At 37.5% G+C, this 24,778-nt stretch carries 21 protein-coding genes; 12 read left to right on the plus strand and 9 right to left on the minus strand.

What is annotated here, in order from left to right:
• Window positions 1–27 precede the first annotated feature (27 nt).
• From AAEZ22_RS14680 to AAEZ22_RS14690, 3 genes are read right to left on the minus strand one after another with little or no spacing between them, the layout of a single operon-like run.
• A complete protein-coding gene (locus AAEZ22_RS14680; RefSeq protein WP_165725238.1) occupies window positions 28–885 on the minus strand; it encodes an HD domain-containing protein in 858 nt (285 codons plus the stop codon).
• Complete coding sequence (locus AAEZ22_RS14685) at window positions 878–2,089, minus strand: Arm DNA-binding domain-containing protein (protein ID WP_335681020.1); 1,212 nt, start codon at window positions 2,087–2,089, stop codon at window positions 878–880. Before AAEZ22_RS14685 ends, AAEZ22_RS14680 begins: the two co-directional genes overlap by 8 nt.
• Complete coding sequence (locus AAEZ22_RS14690) at window positions 2,082–2,333, minus strand: hypothetical protein (protein ID WP_352297773.1); 252 nt, start codon at window positions 2,331–2,333, stop codon at window positions 2,082–2,084. The genes AAEZ22_RS14685 and AAEZ22_RS14690 overlap by 8 nt, the downstream gene beginning before the upstream one ends.
• Window positions 2,334–2,420: 87 nt before the next feature.
• Here AAEZ22_RS14690 and AAEZ22_RS14695 point away from each other — a divergent pair, with 87 nt between their 5' ends.
• Window positions 2,421–2,639, plus strand: a complete 219-nt coding sequence (locus AAEZ22_RS14695; protein ID WP_024594199.1) for a helix-turn-helix domain-containing protein — start codon at window positions 2,421–2,423, stop codon at window positions 2,637–2,639.
• A 253-nt stretch (window positions 2,640–2,892) separates the two neighbouring features.
• Here the strand turns inward: AAEZ22_RS14695 and AAEZ22_RS14700 are convergent, their stop codons facing one another.
• From AAEZ22_RS14700 to AAEZ22_RS14715, 4 genes are all read right to left on the minus strand, one after another.
• The gene (locus AAEZ22_RS14700; protein WP_352297776.1) at window positions 2,893–3,762 is read right to left on the minus strand and encodes an AraC family transcriptional regulator; all 870 of its coding nucleotides are present in this window, start codon (window positions 3,760–3,762) and stop codon (window positions 2,893–2,895) included.
• 67 nt (window positions 3,763–3,829) lie between these two features.
• Window positions 3,830–4,885, minus strand: a complete 1,056-nt coding sequence (locus AAEZ22_RS14705; RefSeq protein WP_352297779.1) for a sugar phosphate isomerase/epimerase family protein — start codon at window positions 4,883–4,885, stop codon at window positions 3,830–3,832.
• A 14-nt stretch (window positions 4,886–4,899) separates the two neighbouring features.
• Window positions 4,900–6,051, minus strand: coding sequence for a Gfo/Idh/MocA family protein (locus tag AAEZ22_RS14710; RefSeq protein ID WP_352297782.1), 1,152 nt, complete (start codon window positions 6,049–6,051; stop codon window positions 4,900–4,902).
• 14 nt (window positions 6,052–6,065) lie between these two features.
• The gene (locus AAEZ22_RS14715) at window positions 6,066–7,070 is read right to left on the minus strand and encodes an aldose epimerase family protein (protein WP_352297785.1); all 1,005 of its coding nucleotides are present in this window, start codon (window positions 7,068–7,070) and stop codon (window positions 6,066–6,068) included.
• A gap of 251 nt (window positions 7,071–7,321) precedes the next feature.
• Between AAEZ22_RS14715 and AAEZ22_RS14720 the strand changes: the two genes are divergently transcribed.
• Window positions 7,322–8,170: a fumarylacetoacetate hydrolase family protein gene (locus AAEZ22_RS14720; protein WP_352297788.1), complete on the plus strand. Its 849-nt coding sequence runs from the start codon at window positions 7,322–7,324 to the stop codon at window positions 8,168–8,170.
• Between the two features lie 274 nt (window positions 8,171–8,444).
• Window positions 8,445–8,576, plus strand: coding sequence for a hypothetical protein (locus tag AAEZ22_RS14725; protein ID WP_352297791.1), 132 nt, complete (start codon window positions 8,445–8,447; stop codon window positions 8,574–8,576).
• Between the two features lie 124 nt (window positions 8,577–8,700).
• Here AAEZ22_RS14725 and AAEZ22_RS14730 read toward each other — a convergent pair whose 3' ends face one another.
• The gene (locus tag AAEZ22_RS14730) at window positions 8,701–9,549 is read right to left on the minus strand and encodes a TIM barrel protein (protein WP_352297794.1); all 849 of its coding nucleotides are present in this window, start codon (window positions 9,547–9,549) and stop codon (window positions 8,701–8,703) included.
• Window positions 9,550–9,659: 110 nt separating this feature from the next.
• Window positions 9,660–10,679, minus strand: coding sequence for a LacI family DNA-binding transcriptional regulator (locus AAEZ22_RS14735; RefSeq protein ID WP_352297797.1), 1,020 nt, complete (start codon window positions 10,677–10,679; stop codon window positions 9,660–9,662).
• A gap of 444 nt (window positions 10,680–11,123) precedes the next feature.
• Here AAEZ22_RS14735 and AAEZ22_RS14740 point away from each other — a divergent pair, with 444 nt between their 5' ends.
• The 9 genes from AAEZ22_RS14740 to AAEZ22_RS14780 all read left to right on the plus strand — a co-directional run bounded on the left by AAEZ22_RS14740 (window position 11,124) and on the right by AAEZ22_RS14780 (window position 24,402).
• Window positions 11,124–12,443 (plus strand): MFS transporter, encoded by a 1,320-nt coding sequence (locus tag AAEZ22_RS14740; protein ID WP_352297800.1) that lies wholly within the window; start codon window positions 11,124–11,126, stop codon window positions 12,441–12,443.
• A gap of 81 nt (window positions 12,444–12,524) precedes the next feature.
• On the plus strand, window positions 12,525–14,768 hold the full coding sequence (locus AAEZ22_RS14745) for a TonB-dependent receptor (RefSeq protein WP_352297803.1): 2,244 nt from the start codon (window positions 12,525–12,527) through the stop codon (window positions 14,766–14,768).
• Between the two features lie 57 nt (window positions 14,769–14,825).
• Complete coding sequence (locus AAEZ22_RS14750; RefSeq protein WP_352297807.1) at window positions 14,826–15,392, plus strand: gluconate 2-dehydrogenase subunit 3 family protein; 567 nt, start codon at window positions 14,826–14,828, stop codon at window positions 15,390–15,392.
• A gap of 31 nt (window positions 15,393–15,423) precedes the next feature.
• Window positions 15,424–17,115 (plus strand): GMC oxidoreductase, encoded by a 1,692-nt coding sequence (locus AAEZ22_RS14755; RefSeq protein WP_352297810.1) that lies wholly within the window; start codon window positions 15,424–15,426, stop codon window positions 17,113–17,115.
• Window positions 17,116–17,281: 166 nt separating this feature from the next.
• Complete coding sequence (locus AAEZ22_RS14760; RefSeq protein ID WP_352297813.1) at window positions 17,282–18,772, plus strand: GH39 family glycosyl hydrolase; 1,491 nt, start codon at window positions 17,282–17,284, stop codon at window positions 18,770–18,772.
• A 38-nt stretch (window positions 18,773–18,810) separates the two neighbouring features.
• A complete protein-coding gene (locus AAEZ22_RS14765; RefSeq protein WP_352297816.1) occupies window positions 18,811–20,187 on the plus strand; it encodes a glycoside-pentoside-hexuronide (GPH):cation symporter in 1,377 nt (458 codons plus the stop codon).
• Window positions 20,187–21,140, plus strand: coding sequence for a sugar phosphate isomerase/epimerase family protein (locus tag AAEZ22_RS14770; RefSeq protein WP_352297819.1), 954 nt, complete (start codon window positions 20,187–20,189; stop codon window positions 21,138–21,140). Before AAEZ22_RS14765 ends, AAEZ22_RS14770 begins: the two co-directional genes overlap by 1 nt.
• Window positions 21,141–21,150: 10 nt before the next feature.
• Window positions 21,151–22,191 carry a ThuA domain-containing protein gene (locus AAEZ22_RS14775; RefSeq protein WP_352297822.1) on the plus strand — a complete coding sequence of 347 codons (1,041 nt, stop codon included), beginning with the start codon at window positions 21,151–21,153 and terminating at the stop codon, window positions 22,189–22,191.
• 30 nt (window positions 22,192–22,221) lie between these two features.
• Complete coding sequence (locus AAEZ22_RS14780; RefSeq protein ID WP_352297825.1) at window positions 22,222–24,402, plus strand: beta-galactosidase; 2,181 nt, start codon at window positions 22,222–22,224, stop codon at window positions 24,400–24,402.
• Window positions 24,403–24,778: the final 376 nt, after the last annotated feature.

Below are 24,778 nucleotides of genomic sequence, written 5' to 3' on the forward strand. Positions count from 1 at the left end.
CAAATTAAGTTTAGGTATTTTAAAACTTTAACTCATTCTTTTAAGAACTTTATCGCCAACTTTACAAAAATGGTAGTAATCAGGAAGCTCTTGAAATTTAGCATGTATAAAAGCTGATTCAGAAGAGCATCGGTCAGCTTGTTGCACAATATGCTCAATTGCATATCTCGCTTTATAGCCAGATGGCTTGGCAGCTAATAAACTGCTTAATAACTCAAGCAATTGCCTATTCCGACTGCCTAGCTTCGCTAAAGGTTCAGCTAAGATAGCAAAGTTATAACCTTCGTGTGGTCCTGGTATATAGCGATCGTTGGCTTGATGTAGCATGACAAATATTTTACCAATATCATGAAATAAGCCAGCTACTAATGCAGCTTGGCATTCAATGCTGGAATGATTTAAGTGCTTGGCGTTATTAAATGCAATTTCAGCTACCTCTATACTGTGCTCAAACAACCCATGAGTATAAGAATGATGGTGGTTTAGGCTAGCCGGTGCTTGTATGAATTTTTGTAGAGTGCTTTGTTTAGTTAAAATAAAATCAATAAAAGGCTGCAACTCACTGCATGTGACGAAGCTAAGTAGCTTAAAAAATCGTGCTATTAAATGCTCATTTGTATTATTTATCATCGAAGTTAAATTAAGGTACTGCTGTTCGTTACATTGAGAAAGTATAGGCTCTATATCACAAACAACATGATTACCCATTATATCGTGAGTTAACTGAAATTGAGCTAAGCCAGACACTATTTGGCATTTTCTAGCAATATCAGCAGATGTAATAGCGTAAATTACTTGCTTACTTATCAATAGCTCACAATTGGCTGTTGGCAAAGTACCATTAATATGTAAATTTTTTAACCAACCATAGATATAGTTATTCATAAGTAGCCTCTTCTTCAATGTTGGCATTTAGAAGTAGGCGATCAAAAGCACTACCATCTTGTCGAGTATTGTTTGGAACATAACGGCTATAAACTTCAAATAGCATTTTAGTCGTGCTGTGACCCATTTGTTTAGCTATCCATTCAGGATTTTCACCAGCAGAAAGCCATAAAGTTGCGCATGTATGCCTCGTTTGATAAGGGCGTCTCCTCTTTAAAGAGAGCTCTTCTAGCGTTGGATACCATACCCTTTTAGTTATATTTCGATGGTCAAGAGGGTTACCTTTTTTATTACAAAAAACATAAGTGTTCTTACCTGTTATTTTGAATTGTGTTTTTAATGCATCAACAACAACTTTAGACAGCTGGATATTTCTATATGATGTGGCTGTTTTAGGTGTCTCAACATTGCCATCAACTAAGGTTTCATGAATAGTAATTTCATTTCGATCAAAGTTAACGTATTCCCACTTGAGGCCATCAATCTCTGCTGTTCGTATCGCAGTAAAAAAGCGAACTGTATAATAATTACGAAAATCACTTCTTACATACTTAAGAAATTGCTGAACTTCCTTGAGTGAAAAAGGTTCTATCTTGGTTTTAACTACTTTTAGTGGTTTTATATTGTTAAAAGGAGTTTGAAAATCATAACGTAATGACGCTTCTTTAAGTATGCCTCTAAGAGGTGTCATAACATGATTGATCCAATCATTACTCAATTGTTTTTTACTACTACGCTTAGGCTCTAATATGCCCGCGCGATATTTAATAATATGAGCACGGCTTATTTCATCAAGATTAAACTTGCCAAATTCAGGAATTAAATAACGCTCAAAGATCATAGACACATTTTTAAAATGACTAATTTTCCAATGAATTTTACTTTCTTCTAGCCACTCATAAGCAAATGCCTCGAAGTTAGGTACATTCTGTAAAATAACATCAGCTTTATTCGTTTCATTGGCTTTTATAGCTTCTATCTGGTCATCAAACAGTTTAAAAGCCTTGCAGCGGTTACTATTCGGAAACATATCTCGGTAAACAAAACGATCGAGCATAATTTGAATTTCAATATTTTCTAGAACTTTCTCAAGTTTGATACGATTAGCTTTTGTATCCTTGAGTAAGGTCTGCTCACGACATCGTATATTTTGATAATAAAAATCAAAAAACAACTTATCGTTTCGGCTTCTTACACTAGCCATAACATACACCTCCACTTGCGAGAGGAATGACAAACTCGCGTTCAGCTTTAGACGTGGTGCTGTACATTTCTTCCATTACACTTTCTAAAAGGTAAAGTATTTTTCTTGATCCAAAAGGTCTAATGTAATGCTCACCCTCAAAAAAAACATTGTCTTTCAACTTACGGTTAATGTAATCTGGGCTGAACTTAATAAAGCTTGAAAGTTCTTTAGCAGAAAGCAAAGTAAATTCATTTTTAATCATAAAAGTATCCTCACAAGAAACTGAAATGATTAAATCACACGAAAAGTATCCTGTAAAGAAACTTTTTAAATAATTGGTTGTATTAAAATGATTGTTTATAACTTAAAGGAATTAATCGCAGCTAAATCATTGAAAGAGGGACGTAAAATTACGTTAGATGAAGTTGCAAATGCCGCAGGAGTAAATAAAGCCGCTATGTCAAAAATGGCTAATAACAATAATTACTCAACAACTACGCGTACTTTGGATGCATTATGTGCTTACTTCGACTGTAAAATAGAAGAGATAATTACGTATAAAAAGTAGTGATATCAAAATAAGTTTATTTCCATATTACTCTCCTCGGAGTGTGAAAATTACTGATAAATACCAAGGCTATTAATTTTTTCAATGTAACTTCAGCCTGAGCCAGACATCGGAAGATTATTGTCTTGGAATATCGATAGCTATTTGCAAACCTGTTTAAATGAACTGGCCAAAAAGCCAAAAAGCCTAGAACATCTACTGGCTTGGAATATCAAGCAAGGCTAGACGGCTTTCCTCATAAGCTTCCGTTGTACTATGGGTTAGGTTTTAATAACTTATGATTACTCCTGTAGTCACTCGGTGTGCAGTGTTTTTGCTCCATAAATCTTCGATTGAAATTTGATAAATTGCCGTAACCACATTCAAATGCAATGCTAGTTATATCGTCTTCAGAGCTGACTAAAAGCCTACATGCTTCCATAATTCTCACAATGTTTACAAAAGATACAAAGGTGCGGCCAGTGGTCGAACGAAAAAAACGACTAAAGCCTTGAGGTGTCATATGAACTAATTCAGCGATATCGGTTTGTCGTATTTCATCAACAAGGTGTGCTTGAATATACTCCATAACTTTACGCATACGACCACAATGAAACTCTCTAACATCAATCGCATAAAGTTCACTTGCCAATAGTGCGTTATCACTATTTCGACTTACTAAATCAAGAATATCAATAAACCCTGATAAACGAGATAGCCCGTTTTTTTTATGAAGTTCTATAAGACGTTTTCCAATAGCATCTGAATCTGGCTTTTTAATTAAAATCCCTCGTTTGGCACGTTGAAACATTTCGATTAATACATGAGCGTCAGGTGAGTTGAGGAAATCATCACCTAGACAAGTAGGTGAAAACTGCATTGTGACTATTTCGTTCTCTTCATTTTTACTATTATTGATCCAGCAATGAGGGATGTTGGGTGCTATAAAAATCAGATCACCCTCAGTAAAGAGCTCGACACTATCGCCGATAAAGCGTGTACCGTTTCCTTTAATAATATAAGTTAATTCGCACTCAGGATGATAATGCCAACTATGATCATCTTGTAAGTAACCGCATTTAAAATGTTGCGTTCTAAAGCAACTATTACCTTCTAATTCAACGGTTTCAAATTGTGGGTTCATGATGTACATTTCTCAAGTGCGTATTTAACTGATATTAGGTTATATAAACTAAATTAACATTACAAAGTTAATCTAAACCTAAAATTATGCGGTTAGTTTGCTCATCTTCACCAGCATTAGCAAAATCATCAAAGGCGTGTTCAGCTGGTCTAATAATATGCTTTTCAATAAACGGTGCACCTTCTTTTGCTCCATCTTCAGGGTGTTTTAAACAACATTCCCATTCAAGTACAGCCCAACCATCATAGTTATGCGAGGTTAATTTTGAAAAAATACCACCAAAATTTACCTGACCATCGCCTAATGAGCGAAATCTACCCGGTCGGTCTATCCAATCTTGATAACCGCCATAAACACCACTTCGGCCATTAGGGATGAATTCTGCATCTTTAACATGAAAGGCTTTAATTCTTTCATGATAAATATCAATGAAAGCTAAATAGTCCATTTGTTGCAAAACAAAATGGCTTGGATCGTACAAAATATTAACTCGTTGATGATTTCCAGTTGCTTCAAGAAATCTTTCGAAAGTTACACCGTCATGTAAGTCTTCTCCAGGATGAAGCTCGTAACAGACATCAACCCCTGCATTATCAAATGCATTCAATATGGGTAACCAACGGTTGGCTAATTCTTTAAATCCTGCTTCAACTAAACCTGCAGGCCTTTGTGGCCATGGGTAGACGGTATGCCATAAAAAGGAACCTGAAAAACTTGCATGAGTTTTTAACCCTAATCGTGCACTTGCTTGAGCTGCAAGGTACATTTGTGCAATTGCCCAATCTGTTCTTGCTTGGGCATTACCTTGTACTTCAGGTGGAGCAAAACCATCAAACATAGGGTTATAGGCTGGATTTACTGCGACTAATTGCCCCTGTAAATGGGTAGATAGTTCAGTAATTGTTAAACCAAACTCTGCTGCTGTACCGATGAGCTCATCACAGTAATCTTGGCTACTAGCAGCTTTAGCTAGATTCATACATCTAGGATCCCAACTGGGAATTTGAATGCCTTTATAGCCTAAACCTGCTACCCATTGGCAGATGTTTCGAAAATTATTTACCGGAGCTTTATCTCCCATAAATTGCGCAAGAAATATTCCGGGGCCTTGAATTTGTTTCATATTTTATACTCCAATTAATTGTTTAATGTGAACCACTTTTCATCAGACTGATGGCTTTTTACCAGTCCTTCAATTATTGCCATGCCGTGTACGCCGTCATTGATACCTGGATAATCAAATGTTTGAGGGCTCGCATCTTTACCTTGTTGATAGGCTCTGATAGCCTGTGCAAAGTTACGGTATATATTGGCGAATGCCTCTAAATACCCTTCGGGGTGCCCCATAGGTATACGAGTATTAACCAGTGATATTGAAGTATTATTACCAGCCGTTCTGAGTATTTGCATTGGCTCATTTAGCCATTTTAGTATTAGGCTATTAGGTTCTTGTTGGTGCCACTCTAAGCCACCTTTCTCACCATAAACTCGAATTGTTAAGTTGTTCTCTTCGCCGGTAGCAACTTGACTCGCATGTAAAATTCCATTGATGTCACCTGACATTTTTATTAGCGCTATACCATCATCGTCAAGCAGACGGTTGGGGACAAACGAGGTGAGCTCAGCGCATAGTTGCTCAATTGATTCACTGGTGATGTATTCAGCTAAATTTGCTGCGTGAGAGCCAATATCGCCCATACAGCCACTTATTCCCGACATGGCAGGGTTAGTCCGCCATGCTGCTTGCTTGTTACTTTCATCTTGTGCTTCTGATAGCCAACCTTGGGTATACTCAACAATAACCTTGCGGAGCTTTCCAAGTTTCCCTTGGCGAATAATATCTTTGGCTTCCTTAACCATTGGGTAGCCAGTATAAGTATGTGTTAAGCAGAATAATAAGTTTGTTTTATTGACTAGTTTTGATAATTTTATAGCTTCATCAAGGTCTAGAGTTGCAGGCTTATCGCTGATAACATGAAAACCTGCGTTTAACGCAGCACAAGCAACAGGATAATGCATGTGATTTGGCGTCACTATGGCGACAAAATCCATACGCTCGGCTTCATCTAGTAACATTTCTTGTTCAAACATCTCTTCATAGCTAGCGTAATTACGTCGGTCGGTAATACCTAATTCTTTTCCTGAGGAAATTGCCTTTTCAGGGGAGCTGCTAAATGCCCCGCAAACTAACTCAATTTCAGAATCAAGTGCTGCGGCAAAACGATGTACGCTACCAATGAAGGCTCCTTGGCCTCCACCGACCATACCCATTTTTAATTTTTTATTCATATTATGTTCCTTGCTTAACTTGTTAATTGTCCGAGTTCAACTTCAGTAAAAATTAAGTTTACTTGCTGTGATACAGTTTGGTTTGCTTTTAAGATAGTGTCAGGGAAGTTATCTTCATTAATTGAGTTAGGATAGAACTGTGGCTCTAAACAAATACCTTCGTGGGTACCATGAATACCAAAAACAGCGAGCTGGTTACCTGTATAACATTGTATAGCAGGTAATGTAGATTCAATTTGTAGCAACAACTGGGTATCTTTACTGTATAACTCTGCTTGGGTTTTTAGTTGCGGACACTCATCAAATACCCAGTTATGATCTAAGCCTCCCCAGCGTAATATTTCTGGATGTGAGCCATCAAGTGCATCAGTTAATGGGGTAAACTTACGAAAGTCTAACGGGGTGTTGTTAACAGATGCTACTTCGCCGTTAGGGATTTGTTCATCACTATAGGGAGTATATTTATCAGTATTTATTCGCAGAAAATGATTTTTTATATCGCCAAACCCGGATAAATTGAAGTAACTATGGCTGGTTAAATTTAATGGTGTATCTTTATCACTAGTCGCAGACCATTGTAGTGAAAGGCTATTGTTCTCGTGTAAGGTATATGTTAAGTCAATGATGATATTACCAGGAAAGCCATTTTCATTATCTTTTTGTTTAATTTGTAGTGTTAGCGTGCTAACAGCATACTCAACTACTTGCCATAACTGCTGATGTAAGCCTTTTGCTCCACTATGTAATAGATTGTTGCCATCATTGGGCGCTAATCGATAGTCTTGATTGTTTAAATTGAATCTTCCATTAGCAATACGGTTGCAAACAGGTCCTATTATGGCGCCATGAAACATGGAATCTAAATGATATTGCTCATTATGTTCATAAGCTAATATTGTATTGATGCCACCATGTTTTATCGTCGGAATGATTAACTCAGTAAGCCTAGCGCCTAAATTAATTATCTTAACTTTGGCTCCATTGTTATTTGTTAATTGAAACTCCTGTATTTGACTCATATTCATTCCCCAGCTGATAGTTTAGATTCAATGGTTACTTAACATCAAATTAGCTAGAAATGACAATGATGACTACGTAGCAATTAACATACGATAGGTATTTATTTACCATCTGAAATTTAAACAGGCTAAAAAAGTACATGATACGTGTTAAGCAACAAGTAGATGCACAAAACCATAGAACCTATAGTAGCTATTAGTAGCTATATATTATTTTTTACAAATGTGTAAACTTACTTAGAGGTGAGCAAATGAAATTGATGCGTTTTGGACCAAAAGGTCAAGAAAAACCAGGTTTAATTGATACTGCAGGCAATATAAGAGACTTGTCATCTATTGTTGATGATATCTCAGGTCAACAGCTACTTCCTGAGAATTTAGCCTCATTATCAGATGTTGATGTGAATAACTTACCTATTGTTGAACAAGGTGTTCGTATTGGAGCATGCGTTGGCAATGTAGGTAAATTCATTTGCATCGGATTAAATTATGCTGACCATGCTGCTGAAGCTAATATGCCGATCCCAGAAGAACCGATTGTTTTTACTAAGTGGTCAAGTGCTGTTTGTGGTCCTAATGATGATATTGTTAAACCACGTAAAAGTATCAAGATGGACTGGGAAGTAGAGCTAGGTATAGTTATCGGTAAACCAGCAAAGTATGTTGATGAAACTGAAGCTGAAAATCACATTGCCGGTTATTGCTTAATTAATGATGTTTCTGAGCGTCATTTTCAATTAGAAATTAGCGGTGGTCAGTGGGATAAAGGGAAGGGTAGTGATACTTTTGGCCCTATAGGTCCTTGGCTTGCTACACGCGATGAAATAAAAGATGTACATGATTTAGGCATGAAATTAAGTGTTAATGGTAAAACCTATCAAAATGGTAATACTAAAACGATGATTTTCAAACCTGCTTTTATTGTCAGCTACTTGAGTCAATTTGTTACTTTAGAGCCAGGTGATATTATTTCTACGGGTACACCTCCCGGTGTTGGTATGGGACAAAGTCCCGAGGTTTTCCTAAATGTAGGTGATAAAATTACACTATCAATTGATTCTTTAGGTGAGCAAACTCAACAGGTTATTGCAGATATATAAATCAACATAATTGGTTATTTTACCGTCTGAATCAAAAAGTGAAACTTTGAACTGTTTCGCTTCTTTTATACTAAAATTCAATAACGATATATCAACCATAATGGAGAATGTTATGATTCAACATATAGTGTTGTTTCCTTAAACACCGAGAAAAATCCCTAGAAGAAAAGGAATTTCTTCATTGTTTGAAAAAGCTTACTTTGATCTCGGAAGTTAAAAACCTAAAAGCTTTAAAACAGTTTAGTAAAAAAAACCGTATCAATATGCATTATTGATGACATTCGATAACGTTAAAGCCTATCAAAACTACTTAAACGATGAGCATCATGACTATTTTGTTAAGATCTATTGGTTAGTTGAGGTAGATGGCTTTATGGAGTTAGATTTGGAACCTTTTTCTGACTAGAATTGAGTAAGGCAACTTGTTTCAAAGTAGCGGCTGATGCTTTAGTGTGAGGTGTACTTTGACTACAGCTCTACAATTAAGCCATTCAATGAGTCGAATGGCTTAACATAATCCAAATAAAAGACTAATTTTTTTCTCGGTACCCTTTGATAAATTGAAAAGCATCCCGACAAATTTGTTCTTCAGACTCGTACATTTTACGCCAAATTTTAACGACAGGAATAAGTTCAGGTAAGTTAAGGCCAAATGCTTCAACGGCAAATGTGCCCTGATAGCCTATTTCTTCTAGCGCAGCAAAAGTTTCATCCCATCGAACATGACCGCTACCAGGAGTGCTGCGATCATTCTCTGAGATATGGACATGGTTAATTAATGATGCATGATCCTTAATCGCTTGAGTAACATCTTTTTCTTCAATATTTGCATGGAATGTATCATAGAGTATACCAACATTATCATAACCAATATCTGTCACTAGACGTGCCATATCAGCGGTAGTATTGGTTAGGTAACACTCAAATCTATTAATAAACTCTAAGCTAATCTCGATATCTTTTTGTTGAGCGTGATGAGCCGTTGCTTGCATTACTTCGATGCTCCATTGCCACTCTTCTTGAGTTGGACCCTGGCCAGTAAATACACCGAGTGCAGTGTGGAGTAAACCTGAAATCTTACTTGCCCCCAATGCCTGCGCGCAATCAATAGCACGCTTATTGTTCTCAATAGCGAGCTGTCTTACTGCTGGATCTTCAGAGCAAGGGTTATCAGCTTCTCCTCGAGCCGTAATAGCTAATGGTATTAAGCCTATTTCTTTTAATATTGTTCCAAGCCATTGATAGTGATTAATATCTTCAAGGTCTAGAATAGGGATTTCAACCATGTTATAGCCGGAATCTTTTACTAGCTGAAGCTCAGGTAAATGCTCTTTGGTAACATGGGTTGTCCATAAAAACATATTCATTGCGCAATTCATTTTATTCTCCATCTAAGATAATGAATGATCGAAACATAGAAAGGAAGCTTATTGTAATCTATTACATCTTGTCAATGAATTCTACAAAGTGCCGTTGGTAAAGTTTTTATTTATTTAGTTGGTGCTGAAGTGGAGCTTCTTATTATTAATTGATGAGGAACAATAGACGGGGTAGATTTTACCTCTAGCCCTTCAATAATATGACAAAGTTGGTACATGGTTTTCTCGCCAATTTCTTCACCAGGTTGAGCTATTGTTGTTAAAGGCGGATCGCTTATTTCAGCATAACGGATATTATCAAAGCCAATAACTGAAATGTCTTCAGGGACTTTTAAACCACTGTTTTTTATCTCGTATATTGAACCAAGTGCCATCTCATCGTTAGCGCAGAGAATTGCTGTAGGGCGCGGGGATTGGTTTAATAAGCGACGCGTAATACGGCGTCCATCTTCAATTGTTAAATTACCACCAGTGATTAAATCTTCAAGAGTAGGTAAGTTATGTTTATTCATTGCTAAGCGATAACCCACCTCGCGCTCTCCCGAAACACTGCTAGATAAAGAGCCAGAAATGAAAGCAATTTTCTGATGTCCTAACGCAATTAAATGCTCAGTCGCTGCGGTAGAAGCGGCTTCATTGTCGATTCTAACACTCGGGAAGTTACTAATGTCAGGGGTTGCATTTTCACAGCTAACAATAATAGGCGGGTGGCTTTTTGAACTATTGGAGCGTGATAACGCATCCTTAAATGGTGAAACACTACCCAGTAAAATAATGCCATCCGCTTGATTTGAAAAAAAAGTATTGGCCATTTTATCAAAAGGCATAGTATTAAATTGGGTATCGATAATCATAATACTAAAGCCTTTTTCTCTGGCAACCGTTTCAATGCCTTTTAATACATCACCAAAATGAGGCACACCTATAGAAGGAATCACCACAACAATGACATTGGATTTTCCTCTACGAAAATTCCTTGCGAGGCTATTCATGGAGTAACCTGTCATTTTTATGGCAGCAGTTACTTTATTACGGGTGCTTTCTCTTAATTGTTCTGGGGCATTAAAATACCTAGAAACAGTTGCTGTAGATACTCCGGCCGATTTGGCCACATCTTTAACTGATGACATGCTAATTACTTCTATTCTTGAACTAAGGTAAATGGTATCGAATTCATTTAATAAAATACTCCAAAGAAAGCATCCTTGAAAGGAATATTTGCTTACATTTTAAATTAAACAGTTAATTGTGCAAAATTTATCGAATATTAAATTATAGTTAATACATTTATTTTTTGTATCTATTATAGAGAGCTTTGTCATCTAAATTTAAGCTAACGTCAGCCTTTATGTGATTGATATTGTATAGATTGAACTCGAAAGAAAAATATAAGCCACAATCACTTAACTATAAAGCTTTCAATTAGTAAGTATGGCAGTCTATTTAGGGTTATTACTCTTATTATTCAACATTGCAACATAAAAATGTAATCAATTACATTTTTATGTTGTAATCTATAATGTAATGGATTACATTTTGTGGAGAATAAATATTAATTATCAATGGGGCAAAGTATGAATGAGAAAGTTTCTAAAGGAATTAATCGTAATAAACTCTTTATTATAAGTCTTATTGCTTTGTTCACTTCGGGTTTAAGTGCTGCACTAAGGGCAACTATAGCTTCAGACATTCAAGGGGATTACCTTGATGCAATTGACTTAGCTCGTTCAACAATTATGATTGGAGAAATTTTAGGGGTAAGTTTCTTAGGGTTTGCTTTTTCATTATTTATAGCGAGTCCTTTACTTGATGCTATCGGCATGGCAAGAATGATTTTCTTCTCTGCGCTTTGCTTTATTGGTGGCACTTTGTTGGTTATTTTTTCCGATCAAATTACGCAAACTGCAGATATTTATTGGTACTTGTGGAGCGGTATGCTTATTAACGGTATCGGCTGGGGCTTGGTGGAAGGTATCACGAACCCTTTGACTACTTCACTTTATCCTGAAGATAAAACTAACCGATTGAATATTCTCCATGCTTGGTGGCCTGCTGGTCTTGTAATTGGTGGCTTATCAGGCGTAGGGCTTTCATATTTAGAACTCAGCTGGAAAATACAATTCTCCCTAGTATTACTGCCATCAGTTATTTATGCATTCATGGTGATAGGGGTGAAGTTCCCTTTAACTGAGCGCGCGGCGTCAGGCGTTAGCATGAAAGAAATGTTGACAGAAATTATTCGCCAACCAAGTTTTTTCATCTGGTTAGGAGCAATGTTACTAACTGCTGCTTCTGAGCTTGCTCCTGGACAATTAGTCGACCTTGTCCTAACTCGCACGGTAGGAATGGATGGTATTTTACTGTTAGTTTATGTTAGTGGTCTTATGTTTGTTATGCGTCACTTTTCTGGTCTGATACTTAAATTTATATCACCTGTTGGTTTACTGTGGTACTCATGTGTTTTTGCTGCTATTGGTTTGTATTTACTTAGTATTGCCAACTCACCTATTTCAGGACTTTTTGCTGCAACTATTTGGGGTATTGGTGTTTGTTATATGTGGCCAACTATGCTGGCAACAGCATCTGAACGTTATCCGCGTGGTGGTTCTTTCTTTATCGGCTTAATGGGAGTCGCTGGAGCACTTTCAATTAACTATGTTTTACCTGGACTAGGTGGGATTTTCGACCGAGCAAAACAAGATTTTGCTGGTGGAATAGAAGCTTTTGCTTTACTTGAAGGAGAGCCATTAAATCAAGCACTTGTCAGTGCTGCCCAAACAACTTTTCAGTCAATAGCAGTATTGCCATTATTTTTACTGATTATTTTTGGTGCTATTTGGTGGAAAGATAAAGCAAATGGCGGTTACGCGCCAGTAATGGTTAACAGAAAATAATTGAAGAATAATAAATTAGACGGAATGATTTTTAAATAACTACTTAAATTATAACTATCATAAGAAGAAACGGGAGAAGTCATGAAAATACATAAACTCACACAAGCGCTAGTGCTAGCAGGTATTGCCTCACTAACAAGCTATAGCCAAGCGGCAACTGAAGCAGATAAACCTGCAAATGTTTCAGAAAAGAAAAAGCTAGCTATTGAAGTTATCACGGTAACGGCTCAAAAACGCTTAGAAACACAACAAGAAGTTGCCTTAACGGTAAATACATTTGATGCAGAGTCATTAACTAAAGCCGGTGCTGTAGATTTAACTGATATTGAAAAAATGACAGCGGGTGTCACGTTAGATGGTGAATCGGGTCATCAGGCAAATATCTCAATTCGTGGTATTGGCTCAAATTCAATTTCAGGATTAGATCCTGCTGTAGCTGTTTTTATTGATGGTGTGGTGCAAAACAATGTTGGCTCTGCATTTAGCTCTTTACTTGATATAGCCCGTGTTGAAGTATTACGAGGACCTCAAGGTACCTTATACGGTAAAAATGCCCCCGCAGGCGCTATTAATATCATTACTAATTCTCCTGACTCTATTGATTTTTCTGGAAATGTTGAAGCAACTGCTAGCTCTTGGGGCACCCAAGAATATAAAGGGACTATTAACGTTCCGTTAGTCGAAGATGTACTTGCTGCTCGTGTATCCGGTTTATATTCCAAATCTGATGGTTATATCTATAACGAACATTTAGGCAAAGATGCTAATGCACGAGAGCGTTCAGCGACACGCTTGAAATTGCTTTATACACCGCTTGATAATTTATCAGCAACATTGAATGTAAATTTCAGCCAATCAGAAGTAGGCAACCCGTTACAACTATTGGGTGAAAATATCTATCAGTATAAATCATTTGAAAATGATCAAGGCCTTGCTGAAGATGACAACGAAGCTATTTCATTAGAGGTTGATTGGGAGTTAGATAGTTATGAATTTACCCTGATAAGTGCTTATCAGGAATATGAGCTAACAGGCCCTCGTGATAATGATTTTAGCCCGGCAGAAGTTGGCTCAGGTGGTTCAATTTTAACCGTTGACCAAGTGCTTACCAGCTCTAGTCATGAGTTTAGAATCACATCATTTGATAGCGATGAATTTGAATTTATGGCAGGTTTATTCTATTCAAATCAAAAATTAAAAGGTGGTAGCCTTTTTGATAATGGTGCATTTAACCAAAATATTACCGGTATTGATGCAACAGAGAGCTTTGGTATTTTTACCAACAATACTTACTTTATTGACGAAGATTGGTCTTTTTCTTTTGGCTTACGTTACAGCGATGATCGTAAATCAGCTACATCAAAGCAAGTTGATAGTACCTTCGGTGAAGTTGACGGTTATGATAGTGACCACTTCGAGGCCTTTTCTGGTAGTTTAAAGCTTAGATATATACCTTCAACAGACCGTACTTATTATGTTTCAGTTGATAGAGCTTACCGAGCCGGTGGCTTTAACGTAGTTGCTCCGCAACACTATAAAGATGCAGGTTATGATAAGTATGACGCAGAAACTAGTAATGCTATTGAAGTCGGCTCTAAAATATTGTTCTGGGATGAGCGCTTTCAACTTAACACTGCCATATATTATCAAACCTTTGACGATTATCAATCAAACTCTTTCTTAACTGAGCAAGCCGTTGCTTTTGCACCGTTCATCGTTATAGGTGCGCCTGCCGGTAATATTCGTATTAATGGCTCTGATGCAACGGCGACAGGTGCAGAAATAGAGTTCACAGCTTTACTTTCTGAGCAACTAACGGTTAGTGGTTCTATGGCATATAACCGAATAGAGGTTGGTGACTTTGATAATATTCCTACAACCTTTGCGGATGCTGGATATTCAACATCAGGCCCTGTTATAACAGATCCTAGGGTCTTACCAGGTGCTGGCGGAAATACTTTAATTGTTCCTGTTACAAGTAAATCGGGTGAAGTCTTAAAAGGTAACCCACAGTTTTCTGCAAATTTATTCGTTGAATATAAAGATGTGCTAGCCAGTACAAATTTAGATTGGTTTGTTAGAGCTACGGCTAAATACAATAGTGAACGTGATAAAGAAATACTAGGTAGTTATTTAACCTCAGATTTATTCGCGGGTATCACGAGCGAGTCAGGCAAGTGGAATATTACCGCTTGGGCGAAAAACATTACTGATGAGCAGTATGTTGTCTATGGCAATGATGCCGATAGCTCAGGTTTGGGTGTTGATGTAGGCTTTCCTAGTGCGCCGCGCTCTTATGGTGTGACCGTCGGTTATTCATTTTAAGTACCACTTTAGGGCCTAACATTAAGTTAGGCCAATTTAATTGATTTTGGAGCAGTTATGAGCAGAAGAAGATTTTTAAAACAAGCGACTATCTTATTAGGAGCTAGTGTTTCAGCGTCTTTGAGTGCAGCTGTACTTAAAGGTATCACTACTGATTCTCCTGTAAATAGCAGTACGCTTTCAGAGTCTCAACAGCAAGTTATTTCATTGTTATCTGAACGGATTATTCCTAAAACTGATACGCCTGGAGCTTTGGAGGCAGGTGTACCAGCCTTTATTAGTATAATTGTCTCTGAATGGTATAACCCAGATGAAAAAAAGGCATTTATTTCAGGCATAAATGATATGGAAAGCTATTGCTTTCAACAATTCAATTGCTCTCTTAGCAAAGCAAGCAGTGCTCAACATGATTTTGTTTTAACAGAGTTTGAAAGACTAACTTTAAAGAATAAAGATAGTGAGAAGCCAAGCATTTTTTCGACATTACGAGAATTAGTCGTTGTGGGCTTCTTTACTTCGAAACCCGGCGCTATGCAGGCATTAAAGCATAATCATGTAGCAGGCCAGTTTATTGGTGATTACCCATTAAGTAAAGTGGGTAAAGCTTGGTCTCCATTTTATTAAAAGTCGTTACATAACAGAGTGAAGGTTACTTATGTCAAATAATATTATTTATGATGCCATTGTTGTTGGTTCCGGTATTTCAGGCGGCTGGGCGGCGAAAGAGCTTACTGAAAAAGGACTCAGTGTTCTGGTTCTAGAGCGTGGTCGTCCTGTTGAACATGTTAAAGATTATGTAACTGAACATAAGGGGATTTGGGATTTTAAATATCGCAATTTGCCTGAACGTGAGCTTTATGACAAAGAGTATTATGTACAAAAGCATAATCATGCTTTTAGCGAGCTGACTCGACATTATTTTAATAATGATCTTAAAAATCCCTATGACTATAACGAGAAAAAACCTTTTTATTGGTTAAGGGGCGACGTAGAAGGCGGGCGCTCATTAACCTGGGGTCGTCAAGTATATCGATTTAGTGACTTAGATTTTACCGCCAATAGTAAAGATAACCATGGTGTTGACTGGCCAATTCGTTATGACGATATAAAAGAGTGGTATTCACACGTAGAAAAATTTATTGGTGTGAGTGGACAAGCAGAGAATTTACCTCAGTTACCTGACAGTGAGTTTTTACCACCAATGCAATTTACTAAAATAGAAAAGGTGATGAAAAAACGCATTGAAGAGCACTTTGATGATCGCATGATGACTATTGGTCGCTGCGCTATATTAACGCAAGCTCACAATGGCAGAGCACCTTGTCACTACTGTGGACCTTGTCATAGAGGGTGTATGACAGGCTCCTATTTTAGTAGTCAAAGCTCAACGCTACCAGCTGCTAAAAGAACGGGTAATTTAACCATAAGAACACACAGTGTTGTAGAAAAGTTATCTTACAACCCAGCAACGAAAAAAGTAGATGGCGTTTGTATTATTGATGCCAATAGCCATGAAAAAATTACCTTCAGCAGTAAACTTGTTTTCTTATGTGCTTCGACGGTTGGTAGTACACAATTATTATTGAATTCTCGTTCTGAATCTTTTCCAAATGGTTTAGCAAATAACTCAGGTGTACTGGGGCATTATTTGATGGACCATACCATTGGTATTGCAGCGATGGGCGTTATGCCCGGCAATGAAGAAGATTATCATTATGGCAATCGTCCTAATGGTACCTATATTCCTCGCTTTAAAAACTTGGATAAACAGCAAACATCTTTCCTGCGTGGTTATGGTTATCAAGGCTGGGGTATGCGCATGGATTGGCGCAGTATTCATGCAGATAAAAAAGGCTTTGGTAAAGATTTTAAAGAAGAAATGCAACAACCCGGTCCATGGGGGGTCGGTTTAATCGGTTTTGGTGAGTGTCTACCACGATTTGAAAATCATATGAGGCTGTCTGACACGAAAGTAGACAGTTATGGTATTCCACAAGTTGAGTTCCATTTTGAGTGGAGTAAAAATGAGTTAGATATGCGAGAAGACATTGCGAAAGAGGGTAAAGCAATGCTTGAAGCTTGTGGTGCTACAGACATTACTACCTCAACTCATATACATCCAGGTGGCGGTGCAATACATGAGATGGGCACTGCCCGTATGGGGCATGACCCGAAAACCTCGGTATTGAACAAATATAATCAATGTCACGATGTTGCAAATTTATTTGTCACGGATGGCTCATGTATGACATCGGCCTCTTGTGTTAACCCTTCTTTAACTTATATGGCGCTAACGGCAAGAGCAGTAGATTATGCCGTCAAACAATTCGCCAAAGAGTTTTGTTAAATAAGCAAGAATTTAGCTTACAGGTAAAGAGAAAGTTGTTTTATCGAGTCAAGACAACTTTCTTGTAAAACAAGGCGAGCAAGCGCCTTGTTTTACTTTCTTCGATGACTTGCGCTATTTAAAAGCTTTATTGATAAATTATAGAGCATTCGATATTGAGATAATTATGACCGTATTTTCAAAAAGTAACATTTGTATATCTGACCCTACAACAACATTTGATCGCTATTTCCAAAATTGTATTGGTTCTTGTCACGCGTATTTAACTTTGCGTGAAGATTTTCGCAAGCATGTACGTACCGTGCAAAAAGAAATTGGCTTTAACAATCTAAGATGCCATGGCATTTTTCATGACTGGGTTGGCGTGTATCGAGAAGTTGATGGTCAGCCAGTGTTTAATTTTCAAAATGTTAATAAAATTTATGACTTTTTTATTGAACAAGGTCTAAAACCTTACGTTGAATTAAGCTTTATGCCTTCGGCATTAGCCAGTAGCAAAGACACCCTTTTTCACTACCAAGCCAATATCAGTCCACCAAAAGATCATGGTTTATGGCAGCAAATGATCACCGCTTTTGTTGAGCATTTAATTCATCGCTATGGTTTAGCAGAAGTCAAAACATGGTATTTTGAAGTATGGAATGAGCCTGATTTAAAAGATATATTTTGGTCAGGTAGTCAAGCGGATTATTTTGAGTTATATCGCCATACGGTCAATGCAATTAAAACCATTGATGGAGAGTTAAAAGTAGGGGGGCCATCAACCTCTAAAAATTTATGGATCCAAGAACTTATTGATTTTTGTACTGATAATAATCTGCCCATCGACTTTATCTCCACTCATCACTATTGTGCTGATGCCGCGCTTGAAACAGGCAGTGATGTTTTTAATCTTGAATATCGTGGTCAAAAGGCTATGTTGTCTGATGTATTAGCAGCGGTTAAACAGGTAAAGAATTCAAAGTTTTCTGATGCAGAAGTACATTACTCTGAGTGGAATGTTTCTCCGTGCCATGAGGACAAATATGGAAAGGATTCTGAGTTCACCGCGGTATTTTTATTACAAACGTTAAAAGACTTAGCCGGTGTGGTTTATTCATATTCTTATTGGTGTTTATCCGATGTATTTGAAGAAACTGGTCCTGGTAGCCAGCCATATTCAGGTAAGTATGGCTTAATAAACATGCACGGTATTAAAAAGTCGGTCTTTCATGCTTACAAGTTTTTAAGTGATTTATATGACAACGTACTTGATAGTTCTGGTGAGTCATCATGGGTGACTCGTTCAAAAGGTGGCAATATTCGTCTATTAAGTTGGAATTTTAATGAACCGCTCGAAGTTGATTTTAATGGTAATGATTATCTCCTTGATGAACAAAATAAAGATGAAACGTTTAACTTGACTGATATGTACGGACATTATCGTATTAAAGGCTATCGTGTTGATAAACAGGTCGGCAATAGTTATCGCAGCTGGCAAGCTATTGGCTCACCAGAATACCTATCTAAAGAACAAGTGAATCAGTTAATTGAATGTTCTGAGCCTGAATTGTTTTTGGATGAAGAAATTAGCTGTGACGGTAAATTACCTTTGCATCACACGCTAACACCATGCGCCATTGTTTTTTATGATATTGAAAAAATAGCTGAGTTATAAATGCTTAATACTAATTACTCGCTAATAGGTGAATTTTTATGAGTGAACAACAAGTCAAGTTATCGGTTACTGAAAAAATAGGCTACGGCATGGGTGATGCTGCCAGTAATATCATATTTCAAACCGTGATGACCTTTTTAGCTTTCTTCTATACCGATATTTTTGGAATTTCTGCCGCCGCGGTAGGAACTTTATTTTTATCGGTACGATTATTAGATGCTATAACAGATCCCCTGATGGGCTCTTTAGCCGACAGAACAGAAACGCGATGGGGAAAATATCGCCCTTATTTGTTATGGCTCTGTGTTCCGTATGCACTCATTTGTATTCTGACCTTCACCACGCCAGATTGGGGTGATAATGCTAAGTTGATTTATGCTTTTGTCACTTACAGTTTGTTAATGATCATGTATACCGCCATTAATATTCCGTATTGTGCATTAGGCGGTGTCTTAACCTCAGATCCTCAAGAGCGTGTCTCTATTCAATCTTATCGATTTGCCTTAGCTTCACTCGCAGGTATTTTCATCACGGCCTGTACTTTACCTTTAGTTGATTATTTTGGTGGGGATAATAAGGCGTTAGGTTATCAATTAACCATGATTTTCATGAGTATTATTGGTATTGCATTATTTCTAATGTGTTTTGCTACCACGAAAGAGCGTATAGCTTCACCCAAAAGAGAAAAAGTGTCGATAAAGCGTGACCTAAAGCTTTTGCTTAAAAATGATCAATGGGTGATTGTTGCTATTATTACTTTCACTGTGATGTTTGCTGTAATTATTAGAGCAACGGTATCGCTATACTATGTTAATTACGTGCTTGAGCAACCCTCGCTTGCCACCGCGTTTGTGACTACGGGTATGATAGGTATGTTTTTAGGAACATTGTTTGCCAAACCCATCACAGACAAATTTTGTAAAGTAAAAGTTTATCGTTACACCATCTTACTCATTGCCTCTTTATGTTTTTGTTTATATTTCCTCAACCCGAGTTTTATTATTTTAGCCTTTGTATTCCAGTTTGTTATTGGCTTTTTACAGCAAATGACTACCCCTATTATTTGGGTGATGATGACAGATACTGTTGATTATGGTGAATGGAAAACGGGTGAGCGATTAACCGCCTTTACTTTTTCAGGTTCATTGTTCATTTTGAAATTAGGTATGTCAGTTGCTGGTGCTATTGCAGGTTGGATTTTAGCGTTTTACGGCTATCAAGGTGGCGAAAATCAAACTGAAAGTGCATTAGAAGGTATTAACTTGCTCTTTACTATTATTCCAGCTGTTGCGTCCTTATTTGCTTTTTATTTGGTTCGTCATTATCGACTGAATAAAAGTGAACTGGCTAAAGTACAAACGAAAATTTCAACGGAATCTGAACCTGAGCAAAAACTTCAACCGGAGCTTGGATAATGTCTTCATCAATAATATCTAGACGTAATGCTGTTAAATTAATGCTAGCTGGAATTGGAACTATGCTTGCGGCAAGTAAAGGGCTAATTCCTAAAGCCCAAGGAGCAGGCCATTTTATGAAAGCCCAAACATATAAAGATAACTTAGGTATCCAGCTATATAGCATTCGACAGCAGTTGTTAAATAATGCTGGTGGTGCTTTTGAAAAATTGGCGGCTATTGGTTACCAGCATGTTGAGTGGTTCGATGTAACCTCCTTAGATACGTTAGCGCCGTTAGCCCAATCAAATGGTTTACCAATAACCAGCGCCCATGTTTTATCACCCTATATAACGGGTAATAATTTGATGCAGGCAGTTATTCCTGATGATTTAAATAGTCCTGAAAAATTAATTGAAAAGCTCAATAAATATGATATCAAGCATTTAGTGTTGTCTTATATTTTTGACGATGAGCGCGAACATATTGATCAGTATAAAACATTGGCAGAGCACTTAAATCGAGTTGGTGAGTTAAGTAAAACAGCCGGTATTCAACTGTGTTATCACAACCATGATTTTGAATTTCAACAACTCAATGGTCAACGTCCATTTGATTTGTTACTCAGTGAGTTAGACCACGAAAATGTAAAGTTCGAACTGGATGTGTTTTGGACTAAATATGCGGGTTTACAACCTGATGCATTGATAACTTCATTAGGTGAGCGTTGTGCTTTGTTACATTTGAAAGATCTAAAAAGCATGCCTCCAATACCTGCAACAACTCATACACCTACGGGTGAAGCAATGTTTAAACCCGTAGGCTCGGGCATTATAGATTTTGAAAAAGTATTAACTGCAGCAAAAAAGGTGGGAGTAGATAATGTTTTTGTTGAGCAAGACCACAATACCGGCCATATATTTGAAGATCTTCAAAATAGTTTTAATTATTTACAAACATTGAATATTAAGTAAGGACAATATCATGTACATATTTAAATCCACTATCCAACTTTTTTTAATTTGCTCTTTGTTACTCATTAGTGCTTGTAATGATAACAGTAATACAGGAACTAAAGCGGTAAAAGCTACAGTACCTGTCAAAAGTGAGCAGGCAACTAAAATACTCTATATAACCAGTGTTGGTTGGTTTCATGATTATCAGCAACAAATCAAAACTATTAGCAGTAATATTAATCAATATATGAATGCCGATATTGATGTCATTGTTGGAGATATTGAGCGTTTGAAAACAACCGACTTTTCAAATGGCTATGATCTACTTATTTATAATTTTTGTCATGCAGCACAAAGAGATAATGAATTACTGCAAAGTTTAATGTCACCAGTTGTTAATGAAGGTAAACCTCTGATTGCCTTACATTGTGCCATGCACTCTTTCCAGTATTCTCCTGATTGGGCAACATTTTTAGGGTTAAAAACTTTGCGACACGAACAGCAAAGAAGTTTTGCTGTGGAGAAGGTGGGTAATCACAAGTTAATAGCTGATTTAGCTGAAACTTGGACATTATCGAGTGATGAGTTGTATATCACCATTAGTCAAGATGAAGGCATTGTACCATTGCTACAAAGTTATGGTATCGAAACTAAAAAGCAACATACGCAAGCTTGGTTATACCAGTCGGGTAAAGGAAAAGTAATAGGAACAACATTAGGGCATAACGAACAAACCTTAACCGATAGCAATTTTCAACAATTTATAGCAAATAGCATTCGCTTTTTAGTCATCAAAGAGCCTGAAGTAGCTCCTGAAACTGGTTATAACATATCACTGAACATACTTACTGAAGGGGTAAACTACCCTGACGACCAAGAAAAAAAATGTGTCATTCATAACATGTTTTCCATTGGCGGAGAAAAAGTAAAGTCCTGTGTTGCAAGTCAATGTACAGATACTTCAACACTTGCCCAGTGCACAGCGCAATGCCAACAAGATAATCCTTGGCCTGTACCCGAAACATTAAGAGAAGCTTGTCAAAGCAATGAGCTTACTGCCCCAAATTAATAATAAAGTATTTTCAAAGAGGAGTTTAAGATGACCCGAAATATTTTCAAAACCCTAGTAACAAGTTTTACTTGTGCGCTAGTGCTTTCAGCCTGTGCTGATAATAAGCATAGCAAAGAAGAAGCTGATGTTAAAAAGCCCATGGTAGCAACAAAAGTCAATGTGATTAATGAAATCACTTGGGATGACTTTCAGGCTTACGGCTGTAAAGTTGAGCGTTTAAAGAGCAATCAAATAAAAATTAAACTTGGCGCGCAACCTTGTACTTTGATGTTAATGAGTGACAAATTAAGTCAGTTAACGTCGGACAAGTGGTTATCCTTTATGCGTACCAGTGATGGAAAACGTGCCGTAGGTACTAGCATGTTATTTTGGTCAAAAAATAATAAGGGTCAACGACCTGATTTAACCTTAGCCGATGCACTTTTTCCAGAGTTAGCTTCTAGAAGAGCTATTCCATTAACCCTTTTAGCCGAAGGACGCGGCATGCCTAAAACACCAGGATCACTTATTGGTTTTGCTTTTGGGAGTGGGGTTCATTTAGATGAATGGTCAAGGTTTGCGGTATCAGTAACAAACTTTTTTGGTGGTGAGCGCACAGTAATTTTAGATGAATTTATGTTTACTGATGCTGAGCCTGATTATCCTGTTGGTAATAAAGTTATGGTCGATGAAATTGGCCAGTGGAAAGCCGTCGACTTTAAAGACAAGTTTACCGATGCTGATGCAATGACTCAATATTTAAAAAGTGAAGCAAGTAAAGCTATACCTGAAAGGGAGTCTGACAGCTTAAGTCATTTTGGCGGCATAAAAGCGAAAAAATATGAAGCGACGGGTTATTTCCGTACGCAATTTGACGATGAACGATGGTTTCTCGTTGACCCACAAGGCTATGCTTTTTACAGCATTGGTATCGACATTATAGCTGCTGGCATTGGTGGAAATGTTGATGGTATTAAACAATTACACGAGTGGCTGCCAAATGAGGATGATCCTGTTTATGCAAAGGCATGGATTCAAGCGGACTACATTCAAGATATTCGCTCTGAAACTGGATTATCTAGTTCAAATTTATTTGATTTTGGCACGGCAAACCTGATCAAGACCTTTGGTAAAGATTGGCATCAAAAATGGAGTGATATTACAGCTCGTCGTTTAATTGAATGGAACGTGAATACTGTGGGTAACTGGTCAGATATGGATTTTGCTCGTAGCAGTAAAACCCCATACGTTATGCCAATGGAAAAGTTTCCAGTAACAACTAAGCGTATATTTAGAGATTTCCCTGATGTGTATAGTGAAGAATATGCAAAGAAAGCAGCCATTTTTGCTCAACAATTAGCAACGTATAAAGATGACCCTTACTTAATCGGTTATTTCATGAATAATGAGCCCGGCTGGGCATATATTCCAACCATTAACTTAGCGGAGGAATTGCTTTCTAAAGGTGATGGTTTTGTGTCTAAAGATAAGTTAATTGAGTTCTTAACTCAACAGTATAAAAATGATATTCAAGTATTTAACAAAGCATGGAACACTGAATTTTCACAGTTTAGTGATTTAAATACCCCGATTAGACGTGCGGCAACATTATCAGAAATTGCGGCCGCTGATTTACAAGTTTTCTCAACAATGCTGCTTGAAGAATACATACGGGTACCTGTTGTAGAAACTAAAAAAGTTGACCCTAACCACTTGAATATGGGCATGCGTTGGGCTTCTAGTGCGTTAAAACAAAAGTGGCGTTTCGCTGGTAGCCAATACTTGGATGTATTTTCAATGAACAATTATACCGATGATCCTACCATGAGGTTAGATATTGCTGCTGAGTTCTCTGGTGGTAAGCCGGTATTAATTGGCGAATTTCATCATGGTTCAATGGAGGGCGGTCATCCTACATACGGCGCACGTTGGACAAAGACAGAAGCAGAAAGAGCAATAGCTTATCAGTACTACGCAGAAAAAGCAGCGGCTCACCCGAACAGTATTGGGATTCATTATTTTGCCTATAATGACGATCCGGTATTAGGTCGCTTTGATGGTGAAAATTTCCACCATGGTTTTGTGACCACAGCGCATAAACCATATACTGACTTCATTGAAGGTTATAAAAAAGCCAATAAAGGTCTTTATGACGTCCTGCTGAAGAAGCGTGAACCAGTAGAAAAATATGATGAAGACATGGTTAAGTCTATCAATATGAGCTTCTAAACGTAAATATAAGTATTTTCATATAAGTCTAAGTGCATTTTACTGCGTTCGGGCTTTTTTTGTTTAACATTTATCACTAAAGGTTAGGAACTTAGTAGAAAAGACTATAGTTAGCATTATACAAGACGGATAAGGTTACTATTAAGTGTAACCGTCGAGCGAAAACTATTGAAAGGTAAACCGTATAAACAAAAAAATGGGCCCAAGAGCCTAATGCCAGTCAGTTAACACTGACTGGCTTTTTTGTTTGCCCAGCGAAGCTGGCAAACCCGATAGGCTGAAAGATGCCTTATCACCCAGACTAAGGGGAAGATAATCTGAATGGCAAGGGCGTCACTGGCCAACGGTGGGGTCTGAAGGAAGCCATAAGAAGTTA

This window comes from Pseudoalteromonas sp. 20-MNA-CIBAN-0454, assembly GCF_040308685.1.
Taxonomy (GTDB): domain Bacteria; phylum Pseudomonadota; class Gammaproteobacteria; order Enterobacterales; family Alteromonadaceae; genus Pseudoalteromonas; species Pseudoalteromonas nigrifaciens.